The 20263-nt window shown below is 58.3% G+C and carries 14 protein-coding genes; 10 read left to right on the forward strand and 4 right to left on the reverse strand.

Annotated elements, in window-relative coordinates; genetic code table 11:
* The first annotated feature begins 9 nt into the window (after positions 1-9).
* Both ACR9ZN_RS05950 and ACR9ZN_RS05955 read left to right on the forward strand, forming a co-directional pair.
* The gene (locus ACR9ZN_RS05950) at positions 10-606 is read left to right on the forward strand and encodes a hypothetical protein (RefSeq protein WP_481271601.1); all 597 of its coding nucleotides are present in this window, start codon (positions 10-12) and stop codon (positions 604-606) included.
* A 59-nt stretch (positions 607-665) separates the two neighbouring features.
* Entirely contained in the window at positions 666-998 is a 333-nt protein-coding gene (locus ACR9ZN_RS05955) for a hypothetical protein (RefSeq protein ID WP_481271602.1), read from the forward strand.
* 30 nt (positions 999-1028) lie between these two features.
* On the opposite strand, the gene ACR9ZN_RS05960 is transcribed toward ACR9ZN_RS05955, so the two are convergent.
* Both ACR9ZN_RS05960 and traA read right to left on the reverse strand, forming a co-directional pair.
* On the reverse strand, positions 1029-1241 hold the full coding sequence (locus tag ACR9ZN_RS05960; RefSeq protein WP_481271603.1) for a helix-turn-helix transcriptional regulator: 213 nt from the start codon (positions 1239-1241) through the stop codon (positions 1029-1031).
* A 130-nt stretch (positions 1242-1371) separates the two neighbouring features.
* Positions 1372-4422: a Ti-type conjugative transfer relaxase TraA gene (gene traA / locus ACR9ZN_RS05965; protein ID WP_481271604.1), complete on the reverse strand. Its 3051-nt coding sequence runs from the start codon at positions 4420-4422 to the stop codon at positions 1372-1374.
* 167 nt (positions 4423-4589) lie between these two features.
* Between traA and ACR9ZN_RS05970 the strand changes: the two genes are divergently transcribed.
* From ACR9ZN_RS05970 to ACR9ZN_RS05985, 4 genes are all read left to right on the forward strand, one after another.
* A complete protein-coding gene (locus tag ACR9ZN_RS05970; protein ID WP_481271965.1) occupies positions 4590-4916 on the forward strand; it encodes a conjugal transfer protein TraD in 327 nt (108 codons plus the stop codon).
* Between the two features lies 1 nt (position 4917).
* Positions 4918-5136 (forward strand): conjugal transfer protein TraD, encoded by a 219-nt coding sequence (locus tag ACR9ZN_RS05975; protein WP_481271605.1) that lies wholly within the window; start codon positions 4918-4920, stop codon positions 5134-5136.
* A 457-nt stretch (positions 5137-5593) separates the two neighbouring features.
* Positions 5594-8995: an NACHT domain-containing protein gene (locus tag ACR9ZN_RS05980; RefSeq protein WP_481271606.1), complete on the forward strand. Its 3402-nt coding sequence runs from the start codon at positions 5594-5596 to the stop codon at positions 8993-8995.
* Between the two features lie 348 nt (positions 8996-9343).
* The gene (locus ACR9ZN_RS05985) at positions 9344-9898 is read left to right on the forward strand and encodes a hypothetical protein (RefSeq protein ID WP_481271607.1); all 555 of its coding nucleotides are present in this window, start codon (positions 9344-9346) and stop codon (positions 9896-9898) included.
* Between the two features lie 351 nt (positions 9899-10249).
* On the opposite strand, the gene ACR9ZN_RS05990 is transcribed toward ACR9ZN_RS05985, so the two are convergent.
* Both ACR9ZN_RS05990 and ACR9ZN_RS05995 read right to left on the reverse strand, forming a co-directional pair.
* Positions 10250-11347 carry a HEPN domain-containing protein gene (locus ACR9ZN_RS05990; RefSeq protein ID WP_481271608.1) on the reverse strand — a complete coding sequence of 366 codons (1098 nt, stop codon included), beginning with the start codon at positions 11345-11347 and terminating at the stop codon, positions 10250-10252.
* Between the two features lie 2 nt (positions 11348-11349).
* Positions 11350-12678, reverse strand: a complete 1329-nt coding sequence (locus ACR9ZN_RS05995; protein WP_481271609.1) for a GmrSD restriction endonuclease domain-containing protein — start codon at positions 12676-12678, stop codon at positions 11350-11352.
* Between the two features lie 376 nt (positions 12679-13054).
* Here ACR9ZN_RS05995 and ACR9ZN_RS06000 point away from each other — a divergent pair, with 376 nt between their 5' ends.
* From ACR9ZN_RS06000 to ACR9ZN_RS06015, 4 genes are all read left to right on the forward strand, one after another.
* Positions 13055-14014, forward strand: a complete 960-nt coding sequence (locus tag ACR9ZN_RS06000; protein WP_481271610.1) for an aminotransferase — start codon at positions 13055-13057, stop codon at positions 14012-14014.
* On the forward strand, positions 14014-17664 hold the full coding sequence (locus ACR9ZN_RS06005; protein WP_481271611.1) for a DEAD/DEAH box helicase: 3651 nt from the start codon (positions 14014-14016) through the stop codon (positions 17662-17664). Before ACR9ZN_RS06000 ends, ACR9ZN_RS06005 begins: the two co-directional genes overlap by 1 nt.
* A gap of 227 nt (positions 17665-17891) precedes the next feature.
* Positions 17892-19202: a DUF5623 domain-containing protein gene (locus ACR9ZN_RS06010; RefSeq protein WP_481271612.1), complete on the forward strand. Its 1311-nt coding sequence runs from the start codon at positions 17892-17894 to the stop codon at positions 19200-19202.
* Between the two features lie 216 nt (positions 19203-19418).
* Positions 19419-20237, forward strand: a complete 819-nt coding sequence (locus tag ACR9ZN_RS06015; RefSeq protein WP_481271613.1) for a PIN domain-containing protein — start codon at positions 19419-19421, stop codon at positions 20235-20237.
* Positions 20238-20263 lie beyond the last annotated feature (26 nt).

The following is a 20263-nucleotide window of genomic DNA, read 5'->3' on the forward strand; positions in this document are numbered from 1 at the left end:
AAGGCTGAGTTGGCCGCGCATCAAGCACGCTGGGATGCGGTCGATGAGCGCATCGGCTATTCGGCCACCAAGCAGGCGGAGGTGGAATCGGGTGAGCGCGAACAAGAGCTGGTCGATTCCTTGACCCTCGCACCAGCCACCTCGCTTGCCGGCATTGCGGGCAAGCTCGATATGATCTTTCATGAGGGCACGATCTGGGAGGACGACACCGAATTTCCCCAGCCGCAGATCCGCTCGGCGCTCCGTGATCTGATACGCATCGCTCGGGCTATGGAGCCGAATATCATCATGCCGGCAGCGACCGGGAGGCTTCTCGCGCTCGCCGTGCTGGTTCTGAAGCATAGCCTCTCGGGGTGCCTTTGCCTTCACCAGAACTCGCTGCCCTCGCCCTTGGACGGCCACGATACTGGATCCGTGATCCAACCGCCGATCTCGGATCCATGCCGGCCCGCTCCCGATGCTCATCTGGACCTGGGGGTGCTTTCGAAAATCATCCGGTGGATGTGTGAGCCGAGACAAGCCGGAAGTTCTCGCGGAGCACAGAGGTCAGCCCTGCGTTTCGGCAATCGGGGAATGCCACGCTGCGACAACCAAATCGCGACTTGAGTCTCGTCGGCGGCTCATCCAGATTGTCGAAAAAGCGCTTTCGATCTGTCGAGACCCTTATGAACATCTGGCTTTTCGCTGCGGGCTTCTGCCTCATGTTTGTCAGCGGCATCATCCTCAAGCTCAGCGTGATCGGCACCATCACCCGCACTCTGCAAAAGTTGCTCACCAGTGCCCTGTTCGGCTGGTTTCTGCGCAAGACGGGAACGGACCACCCAGCCACTCGGAAGACTGCGAGCCTGTTCGGCTATGATGTTTCAGGGGCAGAAGGCGGTGCCGAGCACTTGAACAAACTACAGCTCAAGCCTCGGGACAAAATCATCGGCTACACCGGCCTGGTCGGTGCCACTGGCGGCTTCGCCCTGTGCTGCTACGCCATGCTTGGTTATTGAAGGCAGACCCGGTAGCGGCCTGTTCTTCAGTCAGAGCTCATCGAACTCGCCTTCCGGTCGCCATCCGACAGGATTGGCTGTCCAGCGACTGATCTCGGATTCATGCCACCCTGCCCCGTTGATGCTGATCTTGATCTGGGCCGGGAACGTGCCTTCAGCGATCTTGCGGTAGATCGTGGACCGGGAGAGCCCGGTTCGGGCAAGGACGGTTCTGAGGCGGATGATACGCTCCGGTTCACGCATAGCTGACCTGCCTCCTGCTGGCTATCCCTGGTCTCTGCCGGGACCAGACGAAACAAGGACTTTATCGTTATGCAAGAGACATTTAGCCGGCGTAGCGACCTGGCGTAGAATCGACGGCAAATAGGGCGGGTTACAATCCGATGCCACGGCCCCTGCCGAGACCATGGCTGAGGGTGAGTTGCTCGCTGATGCTCATCCCTCTCTCGAAGTCCATACTGATGCCGAGCTCCCGCTTGCGGCCCCGGAGCAGAGATTCCATCTGCGCATCACGTTCCAGGCTCATCGCCATATCGCCCATTTCCTTCCGCGCGGCCTGGTAGCCTAAATAATCGCCCGCCGCATACCGGCGTTCGCTGGCCCGGTCGAGTTTGCGCCAGTCCTCCACGAAGCGGTCGGCGCGCTGGGAGAGGTTATCCCGCTCCAGGCGCAGTTCGGTTTCGAGCGTGATGGCACGGATCATTCGGTTGAGCCTTCTGCCGTCCGCCGCCTCGCTGATCAGCGACGGATCCTTGACATAGACGGCTTCGGCATCGCGCCAGCCATGGGGGCGGATTTCCTCAAAGGCCTTGCGCGCATCGCTGAGGTCTCGCCTGAATTCCGGAGTGGGGTGTATCTTGCCATCCGCGTCGCCCGTATTGAACATCGCTTCGAAGGCACGGGCATGGCGTACCAGTGCCCGCGATCTCGCCCGACGCAACGCCGCTTCCGGGTCTTCCGCCGCCTTGCGCTCCGGCGCATCGGTCTCGCGTCGAATGGTCTGCGCCTCGCTCGGCTTCCGTTCCCGTTCCGGCAGTTGCACGGCCTTCCCATCGCGCGCGTCCTCTACGGGCGAGCGTAATCCGTCGATAAGACCATCGATCCGATCGCGCAGTTTTTCGGGCACGACCTTGCGCACGATTTCGACAACACGCTCGCGGAAGCTGATGCCGCGCCGCTCAGCATAGCTCTGAACTGGATCTCGTTGCTCGTAATCCGATGCCATGTCCTTGGATCGGTCACGCGACAGGGTACGGACAAGCCGATCTCGATCGGCGAAGTCGTCACGGCCATAATGCAACTCCATACCATCACGGTGGCGCGACAGGGCGACATAGCTGCCATGGGCATCCAAGCCTGGTGTTGCCAGCACATGGGTGTGGTCCACCGTCATGCCCTGGGCCTTGTGGATGGTGGCGGCATAGCCATGGTCGATGCGGTCATAGTCCTTGAGATCGAAGCCGATGGATCGACCGTCGTCGGTGCGTACCGACATAGATTGCTGGCTCATCTCGACGACGGTACCGAGCGTGCCGTTCTTCACCCCAAGGCTGCGCTCATTGCGCAGGAACATGATGCGGTCGCCTCTGGCAAAGCTGCGCTCGCCGCGCTCGACCGTCAGGCGCACGTCGTCGTCGAGATCGCCGGCGACTCGAAGCCGCTCCCGCGCTGCCTCATTGAGCGACCGTATCTCGACATTGGTGTGGGTGAGAATGATGCGGCTGGCGTCGGGTGAGACCAGCCGATCACGATCCCAGCGCTCAATCAGATCCTCGCGGGCCTGTTCGCGAGTCTGAGCGGCATGCACCCTATCATGGGCGCTATAGGCGTGGATGGCTCCGCCGATCCAGCCATTCGCCAGATCGCGGGTGGCGTCCCGCTGCCAGGCTTCCCGTTGACGCCGCACCTCGCCGATCTCGGCACCGCCATGACGATCATGGATCGAGCGAAAGACTGCGCCCGCTTCGATCGCCTGCAGTTGCTGGGGATCACCGACCAGCACGACCTTGGCGCCAGCCTCGGCCGCATGGGAAAGCACGCGTTCCAGTTGCCGCGTCCCCACCATGCCGGCCTCGTCGATCACCAGGACATCGCGGGAGGTGAGCTTGTCTTTGCCCTGGACCCAGCCATGTTCCATGCTGGCGATGGTGCGGGAGGCAATGCCCGATCCGCTTTCGAGGTTTTCCGCTGCGATGCCGGACAAGGCAACGCCGCGGACCTCATAACCAGCCGCTGCCCAAGCCTGGCGCGCCACGCCCAGCATGGCGCTCTTGCCGGTGCCGGCATAGCCGACCACGATGCCAAGATCGCGTCCATCGGTGATATGCGCCAGCGCATTGGCCTGCTCGCCCGACAGGACCAGGCCGCGTTCTGCCGCATGCATCACCGCTGCTTCGCGATCCGCGTACTCCACTACATGGCGTCCGCGTTCCACCATCAATTCGGCAGCATGGTGCAGGCGCTGTTCGGCTTCGATCATCGATCGGGTGGTGAAGCGATCCTCGCCGCGTCCGTCCTGGCCGAGTTCGATCAGATCAGGGGCGCTCCGCATCGCGCCTATCACCTGGTTGAACTGATCGAGACCATCGCTGTGACGATGGGCGAACATCGCCATGTCGCGCTCAGTCAAAGTCGATTGCTGATGGGTGATGGCATCCAGGGCCAGAGACGGATCGGCGACGATGCGTTCGCCATTGCCTCGCGCAATCTCGCGATGCAGTTCCGCACGATCGGCAGCGGCTCCCGGATCCTCGACGCCCGGCCCCTCTATCCCCTCGCGCTCGATGCGCTGCGCCGGCGCGCCGACCTGGCTTTGCGGTTCCAGCGCGATGCCCTGGGCTTCCAGGCTGCGATGGTCGATCCGGGCATCGATGTCGAGTTCGGCCAGGCGCTCATTGGCAAACTCGGCCCAGCGCTCGCGCCAGTGCTCGACCATTTCGGTGCGGTTCCAGTCGCGCACCTTCTGACCGAAGCCGTTCTCGTCCACCGAGCGTAAGGTCAGCATGACATGGGCATGGGGCTTGAGCATGCCATCCTCGCCCACATCCCAATGCACATTGAGATCGGCGATCATGCCGCGGTCCACGAACTCGGCCTGCGCAAAGTCTCGGGCAAGCTCGATGCCCTGGGCCTGGCTCAGTTCACGCGGCAAAGCGAATTCCACCTCGCGGGCAAGCTGGGCATCCTTGCGGATCTCGAAGGCTTCGACATCGTTCCACAGTCGCTCGCGGTCGCTCCACGCTTCGGGGGCATTGTCCGGCAGCATGACCTCGGAATGCACGACGCCGCGCTTGGCGGAGAAGTCGTGGCTGCGGTCGAAGCGCTCGTCCCGTAAGCGCGAACCAGAGCGGTAGGCGGCGGAAGCCACCGCGCTGGAGCCGGCCTTGCGGCCGATGACCTTGACGTGAAGATGATAGATCGCCACCGACCAGGATATGGCACGGTCGAGCTGACGTCGGAACGACGTATAAGCGCGCCCTCCCTCGAAAAAATCTCGGGAACGACTATCCGGTCCCAGCCAGTCTCGGCAGCCCTACAGCCTTTCGGCAAAGGCTCCACTATCATCGCCGCATCAACACTTTGGAGCACATGATGCGCAAACCACGCAACTTCGATGCCGAGCTGAAAGCCTTGGAAGACAAGGCAAAGGAACTCAAAACGCGCAAGGTGCAGCAGCTTGGCGAACTGGTTATTGCCACCGGGGCGGACGCTTTCAGCGTCGAGGAATTAGCGGGTGCATTGAGCCTACTGACCGAGACGAAGGATGCCGGCAGGAGGGAGGCATGGGCCAGGCGCGGGGCCACGTTTTTCCAGGGGCGAGCACGGCGAACTGCACCGTCAATTGAGCGCGACACGCGCAGCGCTCAAACGCAATCAGGCAGCCCGCAACCGCCATCAAGCGGCTCGGGCTCGACATGACATGCGAACCTGGCAGGTCGAGCGTCGCAAGCGCACGCGGCATCTCATCGAGCTCGGCGGGCTCGTCGTTAAAGCGGGCATCGTGGACCTAACCAGCGAAGATCGCGCCATGATCTACGGCGCATTGCTCTGGATGGCGGACAAGCTCAAGAGCGAACAAGGTGGGCAGACACGAGCGCTGTGGGTCGTTAAGGGAAAGCAGGCGTTCCAGGAGGATTGAACGCTCTCTACACAATCACTTTGATGAGATAACACCGCTTCTATTCGCACGCGTAAGTCCGACCAAGCATCATCTAAGCGTAGTGCATCCGTCCTTCTGCGAATGGCGGCAAGCGCAGGTCGCTTTGCAATAAGCCGTTCGGTATTAGCTTGCGAAATGGCTCCGAACGCCGATGTTTAAAGTCTGGCCCGGCGGCGCGGGACATACATCTCCGATCAGCTACATGCCGGAAAATATGCAAGGATCAAAGCCTAAGGCCATCATACATCGTGGCTTGGTTTACGAGAATCAGGACAACTAAGCCGGTCGCGCCACTTGAGCTTGGCCCGGAAGGCGCACCGGAATAGAATAGTGATAGGGTGGTAGCCATCCTATTATGCGTTCGCTGATGGGCGCCGGAATAATAAAGACAACGCTTCAAGGCTTGATTGGGAAGATCCTTTTCATGAGGCCGGACTTGGCGTCGGTAGAAATCTATATCGGAGCTCCCCTTGAGCATGGCTCCGATCGTCGGATCCTTGCCCGTGCGGCAGATCTGCTCGAAGCGCTTGGGACGCCGGCGATCCTGATCGCCAACACGCACCTCAGCGGGCGCCAGATTGATCTCATCGTTGCGGTTGAGCACGGTGCAGCGGTCCTCGAAGCCAAGTGCTTCAACGCGCCTGTCCGGGGCGGCGAAAATGGTGCATGGCAGGTGCGGCTTGCCTCGGGGGAATGGCAGAGCAGCCGTAATCTCCATACCCAGACTATCGACGCGCGGCATGCGGTGCGTGACGCCATGCGCCGATTTACCGGGGAGGAAGCGGCCTATCCAAAAGGAGCTCTGGTGTTCCTGCCCCGGCTGCCGGCGGGATCTTCGATCAACGCCGAAAATTTTAAGGTCACACTTGCGGACGAAGAATCCCTCGCCTCAGCGTTTCCCGTGGCTACGCAAGGAGGATGGCCCCTCGCGCGCTGGCGGGCCTTTGCACAGGCCCAACATCTAGCCCGAGTGTCCTCGCTCGAAGCTGCACTCGATCCACGCCTCCTGGAAGCAGAGGAAATGTTGTCCCGTTATGCAGGAGCATTTTCGCGCACCTACCAGCCGCTCGCGACAAAACTGGTGTCGGGAACCTGCCGCCTCGGCAATGAGGCGCTATCGTTCGATGAACTCACATTGCGTGCGGTGAATGAGCTGAGCATAGCGCTGATGGGGCCTTCCGGTTGCGGCAAAAGTCTTCTCTCCTACAGCCTCGCGCTCGCCGCCATGGCGCACGGCGGCGTGCCTCTCATTCTGGCGGCAAAGGATTTTGATGGAAGCTTGAGTGATGTTGCCAACCGAGAAGTGACGTTGCTCGGTGCACCTTCGGCACAGTTGCTCATCAATGCTGCGCGCCGGAGCGGCCGACCGCTCCTCTTTGTGATCGATGGCTACAATGAATGCTCGCCAGCCGAGCGCCAGCGGCTGACACGCAGCGTGGCCGCCATCGCGCGGCGCTACGAGGCACGCATCATTCTTTCCGGCCAAAGCCCGATCGAACGAGCCGATCTCTTGGATTTGCACGAATACGCCGTGCTGAGGCCAGAACGGGAAACCAAACTCGCCATTGCGCGTCTGTTTGCGGACCGGGCAGAAGATCACGTTTTACGGCCGCTGCTTGATGCGGTTGCAAGTGGCCTTGAGGCGAGGATCGTCGGCCAACTTGCCCGGCAGCTGCCTGCCGGGACAAGCCGCTACGGCCTCTTTGATCTCTACGTCCGCGCGCGCCTCGGCCCCGACGCCTCTAGCGGCATCAAGGCGCTTTCGCGCTTCGCCGGGGTGATGTTCGACCGGCTGAGTTTCAGCCTGTCATTGCGTGAGCTCGACCGGCTGCTCGATAAGGAAAACCTCAGTGCAAGCCTTGTTCAGACGTTACAGAGTCACGGTCTTCTTGAGCGCCGCGGCGACCGCTTCACGTTCAGTCACGAGATGTTTCTGAACGTATTCGCGGCCGAGGCAGTGGTTCGCCAAGCCGACGGCAGCACAGACGCAATCCTGCAGAGGATCGCTTCGCCGCGGCACGCGGAAACCAAAGCCCTGATCGTCGCGGCGATCGACGATGATGCCTTGCAGTTGCGTGTCCTCGATGGATCGACCGATCCCGAGGTTATCGAGGCCTGCCTACGGGGCCAATGCGGAAGGGCGGCGCAGCGCTGGGCCAATAGGCGATGCGACTCCGTCCTGGCCGGCGTTGCCGAAGAGATTAAGGCGCTGTCTTTCGAGGTCGACCCGAAAGGCTTCATGGGCGTGAGCGTGAATCCGGCCGCACTGCGAGAATGGCGCGAGGAAGATCGCGCGGTGCTGCTTACCTTCCCTCAAGAGCTGGCTGCCGGGCGGCGCTTGGATGACGTACTTGAGCTAGTCGGTGCTATGGATGGGCGGCTTCTCAGTGAACATCGGCGGCTTCTGTCGAAGCTGAAAGACGAGAAGGTGGCGCTTCGCAGCGGGCTATTCGCCTGCTGCTATGTCGGCAAAGCCTGGAAGCCGATGGGGTTGGCTCAAATATTCGCTCCGATACATAGCGGCTCGCTGTTCGCCGGAGCGGATGACGCGCTGGAGCTCAATCTGAAGCAGCGCCTCTCCTCCGAGAACCTCAGTCATGGTCAGCTCTATCTGCTGTTGCAACTCCATCGGTATGCCCGTCATGACGGTCCTCCGGTCGCGGATATTTTGCCTGGCGTACTGGAGCGGCACTGGCCTTTTGCGCCTTATCACCTGCGGCTGGATCTCATGGAGTGCTGCGGTTTCGCGGGTTGGACCGCCACGGATGAAGATAGGCTGGCGCTCATCAATGCGGTGCAAGCATTGCCGCCCGTCGAAAATACTCTCGTTTCGACCGCCATCATTGATGCGCTGAAGTTCCTTGGCGCACTAGGCGACGAGGAATCTGGCCATCTTGTGACGGTGCGCGCCAATATCGCCGAAGCGCTAGAAGATGAACTCGATCCGGACCGGTGCGCGCTAGCCTGGGGAATTTGGACCGGCCAGTTCGACCATCCCTTCGACGGAGCCTATTGCGAGGCTTGGCGAGAACTCTCCGACGGCGACCGAAAGAGGTTGCTCCGGATGGCGGCACGAGGGGTAGACGACATCTCTATAGGGCTGTTTTTCGTCCCTCTCATGGTCGGCATCGGATCCCAAGGCGATCCTACTGCCGGGGCACTGATCGAACCATTTGCCGCTCTCCCTGCAACCGACGCCTTCATGCCGCAAGATGCCATCCAGAATTTTACCATGGCGCATATCGTGCTAGGCTATCTCGGTTGCGCGCAGCCCGATCGGCCCTCCGAACGACTCTCTGCGGCTGCGACAGCTCTCATGGCCTGCGGTGACATTCTCTATTGGCTCAATCGGCGCGATCTGACGATGGCGCAGCGGCGCGAGAATTGTACTGTACCGCTAAGCGTGCTGTCCGATCATTCGGCCGGGGTCGCGGCAGCCGTGCTCAGTGAATTCGGTCATTCCGACTGGATGTTTTCGGAAAACCTGAAACAACTTCCGGACGCAGAAACAGCAAACGCATCGATAACCGCAGCCTTCCCGGAGGTGACCGCGGACATTCTGCGTGCTGCGCTGAAAGCTCCTGATAGGCAGTGCGGCTATTTCGACTTCTTCAATCTAGAGCACCTGATAGGAGGCTGCCTCTCGGGGCTGGGCCGCTGGGGCACGGTAGACGACATTGATCTGATCCGGCCATGGTCCCTGCATCCAAAGCTGGGTCGATCTGCCATTGCTGCGATCAAGCGGCTAGAGAGCAGACCGCCGTGGATGCAAGAAGCACCGGCGTTGCGAATGATACCATCAGCGCCCGTACCTGACCGGTTACAGTCAGAAAGCTAAATGATGAGCGGTTCAGCGGTTCACTATCTTCGGCGTCCAGGGCTTGGTCATTCGACCGAACTCTGGCGCATTGACGGACGGACTGCGGAAAAGGCCGGTATAGAGTCGGGACCTAGCCTCTTTCGCTACGAAGCACACCAAGGCGAAACTGCCTGGGATGCGATCGCACGCTGTACTCCCTGGCCCAAAGACTCATTTGTGCCTCTTGAGCGAGACCCTGGAACATATCACCCGCGTATCGCCCGGCCCCTCTTGCTTGCGGAAGATCTAACGCTCTGGTCCGCGAGTGGCATATTTGAGTCTGCGCATATCGGGTGCTGTCGCTCGCAGCTGGTTGCGTTAGTCCGGTTGTTGCAAGACATCTGTCGGACGGTCGAGCCTTCCGCGAAGACGCTCGGCGTCTACGGTCATAACATTCGCAATCTTCTAATTATTGCTGCTACCGAAACAGAAATGCATTGGCGGGGCGTTCTGAATAAGAACGGAATATTTCGCGACCGCATGTCGACAAAAGACTATGTCCAGCTCGCGGAAGTCATGCGTCTCAGAGAGTATGTTGTCAGCATCCGCGACTTCTCTAGCCTCCAGCCATTCAAGCCTTTTGAGCGCTGGGGTGTGGCTGGAGCACCGACGAAAGAATTGCCGTGGTACGAGGCTTACCACGCTGTGAAGCACGACCGGGAAAACGAATTCGAGCGCGCGACACTTGTCGCTGCAGTACAGGCGCTTGTTGCGAATGCGATTATGCTTGTAGCGCAATTCGGTATGGCAGCAGCTTTTAACTGGGAGCTTTCGAATTTCTTCCGCTTCGATCAAACGCCGACCTGGCCTGAGGGAGACGGCTATTTGGCTACCGCGGATGGATCCGATTGGGTCTCGGTAAACTACCCTACAATTGTATAGTGTTAAGGGTTTTTGCCCAAACTCTGGAAAATCTGGAATGTCACGCCAGGCCGTTGCCGTCGATTTAAACCGTTCAGGATTTGCCTTTGGCCCATCCGCGGGTCGGAATACTCAAGGACAGCTCTGGCGCCGACGACGGAAGGTCCGTTCTCCGGCCTCAAACGTGGCAAAGCGCCCTGTACGTCGGGTGCATAGACGAACCGAAACTAGGGAAGCCTCGATCTTGGTTCGTGACTCGTTGACCGCATCCGCCAAGCGCAAAAGCGCTTGAAAAAATGACAGTGGATTGGTCATTCGAACATTGCGAACGGCAGAACTGCGTGCCGGCTGTGGATCGCCGACATTTTATCCCTAAACCTGTTCCACTGGAGCGGTATTGTTCGGATCGGCGTCGGCCTTTGCATGAATCTGCAACGGTTCAATCATCATAATGACCGCGTTCTTTTTGCCTGGTGCGTCGAACTTCATGCCGAGTTCCGTGGCTGCCATTAAATTGACCTCGCTATGTGACGAACCTTCCAACTGAATTTCGGTAACGCTGCGTTCGAGGCAGTAAGTTTCGCCACACAAATAGACCGTGCAGCCCACCTTGAAAGCACCTGTCATGGCCCCAATTCCGACCATGTCGCCTTTTAGCGACTCCGTTACTTTGCCTCGCTCCTTCACATGGCTGCACGGCTTCAGCGAATACAATCCAGCGAGTTGCACTCTCTCCGCCAGAGCTTCGCACACAGCTGAAATGAAATCACAGAATTCGATCAACACATTGACATGCAAAATGTCGCCGATATCGATACTGCCGTGAGCTGCATCGTTTCGATACTTAATGAGTTCCGCCATTTGGCTCGCGGCCGACGCCGTTAGACGGTCACCGGATGCAAAGAAGCCCTTGACCGAACGGTGTTGCTCGACCCATGCTGTCACCCCATCGATGCCGCAGGCGCCCATGAAGCGTTGAAGTTCGGGAAGCCGAAGATTTTGCTCCTGCATGAGCATGGCACGCGGCTCAAGCGCATATTCCTTCCCGGTGAGAGCGCGCTCATATCCAGCTATTAGCTGTATCAAATCCAAATCGGCGAACCGGGGACCCTCCTTCTTGTCCAGAATCTTCGCGATCCCCAGTCTGTAAGAAGATCGGATTGACTCCGGGAGATCGGAGAACGAAAGTCTGCTCTGCAGAAGGCTGAGATGCTCCCGGATCATCTCGTGAGCAAACTGCTCATATATGGCGTAGATTCGAGTGACCGCCGCACAATGATCAATGATGCGCCACTCAAGTCTGTCCGGCGCTGTCTCAGTAGAGCCAAACGTAGGATCAAAGCAGGGCGTTCCTGAAACACATTTTAGTGTATCGTCGAACACCACTGCCCGGAACCGATCCGAAGTTTGAATGTGCTTCCCAAGCGCGATGATCGTCTGCTTCGTTCGCTGGAGGAAGGCATTGTACATAGTCAACCCAGGATTTCTGAAAGCATGCCTCGATAGAGGGCGATCCTGTCCTTGATGTCCTGCTTTGTATTTCCCCGACCAGTAAATGTGCCGTCTGGATGCGCTGCGAATAGCTGCTTAGTCGCCTCGATCACATCAATGGAACGCTGCTTCAGTATCAGATCGTCCGAAAGACATTCGGACAACCCAATCATGACCGCATCTTGGAACGCTCGGTGCGGTTTCGAGTCCCACGTCTCCCGTTCAGCCAAATAGGGTCGAAAAACCCAGTCAGAATAGATCTCGCGAGCAAGGTGCAGTGTACGTTGATAAAGATTTTTAAGCTGAGCAACATCCTGAGAGGAGAACTTTGCAGCACGTCTCATGTAAAGGTCGAGGAAGCCTTGCATTCCCCCCCGGTAGTGATCCACATGCCTCAGTGCGAAGAATCGCAGCACGACCTCAGCATCAGCCATCTTTGCAAAGAAGGGATCGGCGACAAGCGATTGGTTGGTCTCTATCTCACCCTCGACCCAGCGGGGCAGGCCCCAGACCTCTCTGAAGTCATCCGACCGGGTGATCTCATGGATCATGTCGTTAAACGAGCCCCGGTAAAGGGCATTCCTTATCTCCTGTCGCTCTAGCTTGACCCCGCCGGTGTTAAGCCGATCGAAAACTGTCTCACGGAGAAGCGAAGCCTCCTCTTCGCTCTCCGTCGATTCCTTGAGCAGTACAATGGAGGTGATTGATCGACGGTCGATCCCGGCGCGAATCTTCTCTGGCAACGTCGCATAAGTACGACCGTTTAGTTCTGGCCAAGTCTCCAAGCCACGCAGCTTAATAGAGTTTGCATAGAAGTCACGGATTGCGGTAATCCGTTGCTGCCCGTCCATGACCTCGTAAGAATTGTAGTCTCGCTCGTACAAAAATACAGGCGGAACAGGAATATTCATGATGAACGACTCAATCAGCAGGCTCTGCGTCCTGGCGTCCCAGCGCGGTCGCCGCTGATAGAAGGGGCGAAGATCCATGTAGTTTGGATCCTTGAGCTGGTTGATGAAGCCTGGCAATTTCTCGCGATTAGACTCGATGACAATGCGCCCCTCGCCGCGGACGTACCGTTCATTTATTGCGCGATCATCTGGGCGCTCAGCCCTTTCGCCGGGATCATCGGACCACATGTTCAGTTCTGAAGGTGAAAAGGGCATTGGCAAAATGTTCCTGACTGCGAGTGCAATATTTCTAGGCTGCTGGAGCGCATACGTCACCTTCTTTGGCGACCAACTGACGCATACGCCTCGACTACCCGGGTAGGGTCGCTCGGCGGTAATCGCCGCGAAGACGACTTCCAACGGTGTCACCACGGTGAACGCTTCAGGGGAAGGGCAAAATTTACCTCGACGGCCGACATTGGGGCGCGTAGGCCACGGTCGAATTTGCGAACCGCAAACCAAATAACCGCCTCCGGGGACCAAGTTTATAAAGCTGATATACTCTCTTTGAGAACAGATTGCGGGACGATTGATGGAATCAAGCACGCTTCGACGTTTCATTACCCCGGCATCATCAATTCATTTGTACTTTACTAAAATTTCTGATTTTAATTCTCTTTAATAAAATGTGGGGAGCATACTGTAGCGGGGGTTGGAGAGATACATATTGTCTAGCAAAGTTCTACCCTCCGCGACGCAGGCGGCTCAATTCGGCGTTCGATTATAGGCAACATCGATGCATACCTGTGAACCGCCAGCCGAAGCAATTGACGAGTGGTTATCATCCAACGCGACGATTAGGGGAGCCTACGGCCATCTGCTGCTTGAACAGAAGGTGGCGGCTGACGGTAACCTGATCGACGCTATGCGTCCCTACTTCGAGTCCGCTCATCTCGATGCGCGCGAGTACTTTCACCGCCAAATCGGCATCGACCTACATCCCGACGCCGACGCTCCGGGAGCACACGCGTGTTACCCCAGTTGCCTACCGTCCACTGCGCGACGCGGGCTCTTCGGGGAAGTGATGGCGGGTATGATGACGGAAGCGTTCCAAGCCAAATTCGTTGGGGGTCATCAGTGGTGCATACCGATTTTCCTTTTTCGACAACACGCCGACGTCGAAGCCTATCTTTGGGACCTAGCACGCAACCCTGACCGCGTTCGGCAGGTCTTTGGCCGCTTTGGCTCTGACTTTTTAGGTTTGTCCCTCAACGAAGCCGGAGAAGTCGTCAGGTTCATTGCCGGAGAGGCTAAGTGGCGCCAGCGGCTAACCAAGTCCGCGGCCGATTCACTCATGTTCGGCCCATGGGAAGAGGATGAGGAAACTGGCGAGCGCACTCGATCTGGCCGAGGGGTTTGGTTTGAGGTCAACAGGGACACCCCGCTTCCTCACGGCCTGCGGCAGCTCCAGCGCCTCCTTGAATTACGCGACTCCGACGGCCATCAAGCGGCGATTCTCTCGATCGATCGAGCTGTCCTTTTGGAAGATGCTCCACCGCTTCCCCGAACCAATCTGATCCTGATCGCCGGCAATGGGGCTCGCGATCGAAAAGCACTAGAGGTGGTTATCGGTTGGGAAAAGATGCCGGAGGAGTACACCGCCCCGCATGACCTCCAGGTCGTGGAACTCATCCTGACCGATGGCGAGCAGTTGATCGACGGTCTCTATTCAAGCCTGTGGCAGGAGGGGGACTAGTGCCCGAGTTCGACGCTGACCGTCTCGATGTTGCCGATGCCCTCCGACGCGCGCTGGCCATCGAGAATGAACTCTCGCGCCCCCAGGCGCGCGCGTATGTACGGTGCCTTCAGACCACCTGGCAGGTCCCCGCGATCCAATGGAGTGAACGCGAGTCAACTCGGCAGTTAGGGGATGCCCGCCGCCTCCTTCACGCAGCGCACATCTTCCGGGAGATCGAGGGACGATCTTCGCCCAGGGCAATCGACTGCTATCGCAGAACCGGTGAAATCTTGGAGTGGTTATCGCGCGCCAATGACAGTCTTCGCTCTGTCGTCCCTATCGAGTTGCTGGCGGCCGCGGCGTATCAACTCGGAGGCCTGCCGGCAATGGCGTCAGGGCTCCTCAGGCAAATCCCAACCGATCACGAGGGAATCGCGCTTTATTCAGCCTTTCTGAGAGCGGATTTCAATGGCGTCATTCGTCAATCATCCGCCTTCTGGATCGCTAATCCCGACTTGACGGAACGGGATGCTTCGCACCGGCTCGCCTCGGCTGGCGTCGAGGAATTCGAGTGGGACGAAGATGACAACCGGGTTACGTGGTTCTTCACCGTCGAACTTGTTCGTAGCCTCGGATTGATCTCTGACAGCCTCCGCCGCGGCGATGACGCAAGGCTAGAGATCGCAATGTCGAAGCTTTACGCACTCGACGAAATGGCAGCGAGGACATTCAGCGACGATGCCTCGCTGGTCGTTACGCTCATGCGGCAGGTCGCAGACAGCTTTAAGACATCGAGCATTTATCGGCCGCTACGTGCCCTTGCTGGGCTGAATCCCGCCCAGACCGGAAAACTGGTGGCATATGCCCGCGATCAGTTCGGCCGCGGCCGCGGAATCCTATGGACATCGCAACTACAGGGTCTTGAGCGTCTATTGCAAGACTCGTCGTTTGCGCTTTGCACGCCAACGGGATCGGGGAAGACATTGGTGGCGAACATGGCCCTCCTGAAAGAGCTTCTACTCCGGGAGCACAATGGCCTCGCTCCCCTTGCAATCTACCTGGTCCCTTCACGGGCGCTCGCAGGCGAAGTAGAAGTCAAGCTCCGCGCCGAACTCGGAAGCGAGATGACCATCACCGCGCTTTACGGCGGCGCCGATTGGGGCATCACTGACTACTGGCTCACCGGTGAGGAGCCCACGGTCCTCATCGCAACCGTCGAGAAGGCTGACGCATTGATGCGATATCTCGGCACAACAATCATGGAGCGGCTGCGGCTCTTGATTCTCGACGAAGCCCATCAAGTCGTGCCCGAAGCCGACGATAATACGCGCGTCAGTTTCTCCGACCATAGCAACCGCTCGATCAGGCTGGAGAACTTTGTCTCTCGGGTGGTTGCCCAGCGACCCAATGTTGTGCGCATCGCGCTCACAGCGGTCGCAGGAGGTGCTGCTCTCCCCGTCGCTCGATGGATCGAGGGCCGCACCGATGCAGATGCAGTGGGTGTCCGCTATCGCAGCACACGGCAAGTCATTGGCATTCTGGAGACTGCCCCCAATGCCACAGGCCAGATCCTCCTCGATATAATGAATGGGCGGACGCTCTACGTGCGTGGTCAAGAGCAACCCGTCTATCTTCCGCTACGCATGCAGCCGATGCCCCTGCTCCCGGCCACCATGCGCAACAGCCTTAATCGCTTCAACTGCCTTAGTGTACTTTGGACTGCGCTGCATCTTGTCGAAGAAGATCAGCGAATTCTAATCTCTGTCGCTCAAGAGCCTGAACAAACGATGCGCTGGTTCAAGGAGGCCCTCGAACTTGCAACCTGGGCCGCCGTCCCTCCATTCATAGCACCCGGTGGCATCGGGCGGGAGCGATTCGACGAAGCGCGAGCGGCTTGCATCGACTACTGCGGCGAAGGCTCTTTCGAACTCTTCCTCCTCGATCGAGGGATCGCTACTAGCCACGGACAGATGCCGCAGCGCTTGAGGCGGCTGATGATAGAGATGATCGAAAGTAGAATTTGCCCGATTACTGTCGCTACCGCGACGCTCACCGAAGGCGTAAATCTTCCCTTCGATCTCATTTTCCTGACGTCGCTCAAACGACGCTCGTGGGATCAGGCGAACCAAGCACAGGTCATTGCCCCGCTGTCGACCGCCGAATTTCGCAATCTGGCCGGGCGAGCCGGAAGGCCCGGCGCAGCGAAAGGGATCGAAGGCATGACCCTCATCGCGCTGCCAACACAAGTCTCGTCCACCGCGACGGCAACGATCCCTGTTCAACGAGGGCAACTTCGGGAGTTGCAGACAGATTATGATCGCTTGCGAGCTTCGCTGCTGATCGAAGAAATGGATGCGGATGAAGTCGAAAGCCCCTTGGCGCTGCTCCTGAAAGCCATCCGCGATCGAGCAGAGCGCCTACTCGGGATCGATCCGAATGACTTCCTCGAGTGGCTGGAAGCAATACTGCCCGCAAATATCAGCGGCCAGGCCGGCGAAGGCGCGTCCGACCCGCGTGCCCGTTTGGCCGATACGCTTGACGAACTTGACGGCGTCCTCTTGACCGCTATCGAAGAAGTCTCGCGCGCCGAGGCTGACGATATGACGGGCGCTAGGGCCGAGGCTCACCTCGTGGACTTGTGGGGAACGACGTTCACCTCCGCCGCAGCAGCTCAGGAACTCTGGCTTGAGCGAGCGTTCGTGCAGCGAGGCCGCGCAATCGTCGAGACCGTCTACCCGGACGCGGAAGAACGCCGACGCCTATACCAGTATGGTTTCTCACCGGTCGTCGGCCGCCGCTTTGAAGCGATCGCTCCTCGCCTTCGCGAGCTTATTGCGGCGGCAACCACATACGGCGAAAGTGACGCCACCGCACGCATTGATGTCTTCGAAGCAGTTGGTGACCTGCTAGCCGCCGATCGCGGCTTCGGCTTTCGTGTGCGCCAGACCAATACGGATCAGTCGCTCCTACGCCGCTGGGCCGACGTATTGGGATGGTGGCTGCATGAACCGGGCGCGGCAACGCCGGAAGCTGATAATCTTCGCGCCTGGCAGCGCTTCGTCGCTGACAATCTAGAATTTCGGCTTGGTGTGGCAGTTGGTGCAGTCGTTGCGCAGGCCTGGTCTGCCGGTGCGGCTGACGCGCTCGCCGTACCATCGCTGGCTGATTGGAAAGCAACCACGGGATTGCCTTGGTTCGGATTTTGGGCGCGTGAGCTTCTGAAATGGGGCACGCATGAGCCATTCGTCGCCTTCGCTCTATCGCAGAATCTCGCGCCAACGCGCGAAGCGGCCGCCGCGCGACGTGAAGAGTTCGAGGTCTGGCTGAATGATAGGTTTGAGAATATCGAATCTGAGGACCTCATCGACCCTCAGCTCTTTCTGCAGTGGCAAGGAACGCTGCCGCGCCGAGCGCGCGAAGCCGCCGTCGCACAACCTCAACCGGCCGCTCTAACCGGTACCGATGGCCGTCGACGGCGATACAACGTCATTCCTATTGCTGACGGCGCGGTCGTGCGCTGGCTCGACCCGGCTGGCTTCGAGCTTGCACGATCAGAAGACATCTTGGGCGAGTACGAAGACCCGTCGCCCACCAATGACTATGAGCTTCGCTCCGACCAGCAGGGATCGTCCATACACCGGACGTTTCCTACGAGATCTCAGGCGTAGGAGCGGTGCGGAAAAATCTGAACAGCGATAAGTTTGTTTCGCATCGTGATTGAACGGGCTCGCCATTTCGCCTAAGTATGTGGAGCTCTTGGCATGAGCATGGCACTCGCCGTTCCGAAGCTGCTGGCAGCATTGCCGTGAAATTTTCTGCAAACCCTTTCAACAAGCATTCGGCTTGAAAGGCGGTTGGCGAGTGACGCTTACGCATTCAAGCCAGGAGAATGGCTATGTTGATTGGTGACGTGCGTCCTACGACGCTCGATGGCGTCAAGAGTCTCGCTATGCAGCTCCGCAAGGAGCAAGGCATCAAATACTCCATTGCACTTGATTTGGCCGCGAAAGCCGCCAACTGCACGAATTTCCGAAATGCACAACGCATGCTCCCCAGGCGGGGAATGGTGTCTCTACACCCGTATGTGCTGTTGACTATTTATTGGTACGACAGGAGGCAACGGCACCAAGTCGGGCGCGAGACGCTCAAGATCGAGCTCTCGAAGCCTATCCTTGATATCTGTAGTAAAGCCTTGCTCAAATATGTTAGGGGCTTTGTCAATCTTCGTATGGTCGCGGACGACCATTTTGTCTGTGACACATTGGCTAATACGCAGAGCTACGCGCGCCAGTATCTTTGCACCGCCGAGCGCTCGCTTCGCTTTATGGAACACTCGGGTCTGCGCCCCTCTCGCGACTATCGAAAAGCCTATCCCAATGGTTCGATCGACGACAAGTTGCCGGGTAACGACCATGCGACTAATTGGGTCGATCCGGTGAGCGGGCAATTCATTCTTGTCGACGAACCCTATAGCGGCGTACCTGAGATGGAACGGTCCGATTGGGCCACCCGGACCGGTTGGCAGATCGTCAAGACCTCCTGGCCAGGTATGTATAGCCCCTATTCTTGCGACCTCTATGTCGCAACCGATGGCAGCTCTGGCTATGACCTCAGCGCCCTCGCGGCAAAGATAGATGCTATGCCCACACCGCTAGTCGAAGAAAATTGGCTCGGCGAGTCGTCACCGTCATGGAATACATTCGTCAGCCCCATGGCCAAGACGCCACAGGATACACGCCGCGCCCGCTGCCGAGACACAATCTATCCAGAGGCGAGCGCGAAAACCATTCCCTACAGCTACAGTCTCGGTTCGCGCCGCCGTCGCCCAATAGGGGAATTGGGAATCGCCGGACACATTGAGGCCGGGCGGATTATTAAGGCCGTACTCTTGTCGAAAAAGCTGTCTGACAGCGTATCTTGGCGTATTAATTCGTTGCGTTCTACGTTGGAGGATTGGATGAATCTCGAAATCGGCCCCGATCAACTTCAAGGGCCAGAGTTCTTCGACGTTTACTATCACGCAGTCGAGGGGGATAGCATTTATCGCGAGGCTGCGAAGTCGCACGGTGGCATGATCACAATGCTCGGTGACCTGAAACAGAAGTTGCGAGCAGCTTATTCCGACTGCGAGCCGCTTCGCCAACAACTCCGTCGCATCGACATGTCAGTGTTGTTTATAGGCAGGTCGAAGCTCGCTGATTTTTAAAGGTCAGAACGGCAGCGCGACTATTGGTGCGCTGTCCCCTTCCCTGAGCCCCGCTAACCGCGGATTCTATCGGATCGAAAAGGCAGGGCCTTTATCATTTTTCCTTGCCTTGGCATAGAATGGGCTTGCATCGGGGGCAGATGGATGAGCTGGCAACAGCACTGGATCAGATCACTAGAGCGTTGGCGATTTCGCTATCTGCCTAGCATAGTCGACATGCTTGTCGCTGCAACGACTTTGCAGGCGCAAAAAACTCTTCGCCAGAAGCGCCTTCGAGTTTTGGTCGACAACAACACGATCGGCAAAGCTGTTACACATGAGACCGGGTGGGTTTCGACCGGCCCCAAGAAGTGGGGTGACCTGGATGCTGAAACGGGCTACGCGGCGCGGATTTGTGTGTACGGTCCCGACAGTGACTCTGTCGATCACCAAAACGTGCTCTTCCTTCCCGGCATACTGTATTTGGCGCGGAAGGGATTGTTGGAGCTTTGCACCTCAGCCGAACTTCAGTACGAACAGTTTCGTCACCCCAGTGGGCGTTTTCATGGCTACGGTAGTTTCGATTATTCGCTGTTCCGGAATATTCAGCTGAAAAGCCTCGATGGTTACAAGATACCGACCATGGGCCCTTCATGGATGGGACTACCGAGTGCAAAAGAGCAACAGCAAGAGAGACTAGCCCGATCTGAAGACCCGCTTTATGCCGCACTGGTGGAGCGTCTTGGTCAGAGAAACAACCTCGACGCCTGGCACATTGCGACGGCGGAGCGGCATAGTGCAGACTATTTCCTGACGATGGACTACCGGCTCAAGCGGTTGACAGATTCATTGGTCAAAAAGCCACCGTTCAACGCGCTTAAGACAATTATTATCACGCCTGCCGAACTGGGAAAGCTCTTGCGCCTGAGGCCAATAAGTCCGCAGTTCTTCAGCTATCATGATGCAAGCTGGTTTGTGCGACCAGACTTGCACTGGCCCGATAATCGTCGCCGACCATTGAGCAGCTATCGAAAGGCTCGAGCAGACCAGAATTAGGGGCCCCTTGGCAGCTCCTGCGATCT

The organism is Labrys sp. HAY1-8F, assembly GCF_056754975.1.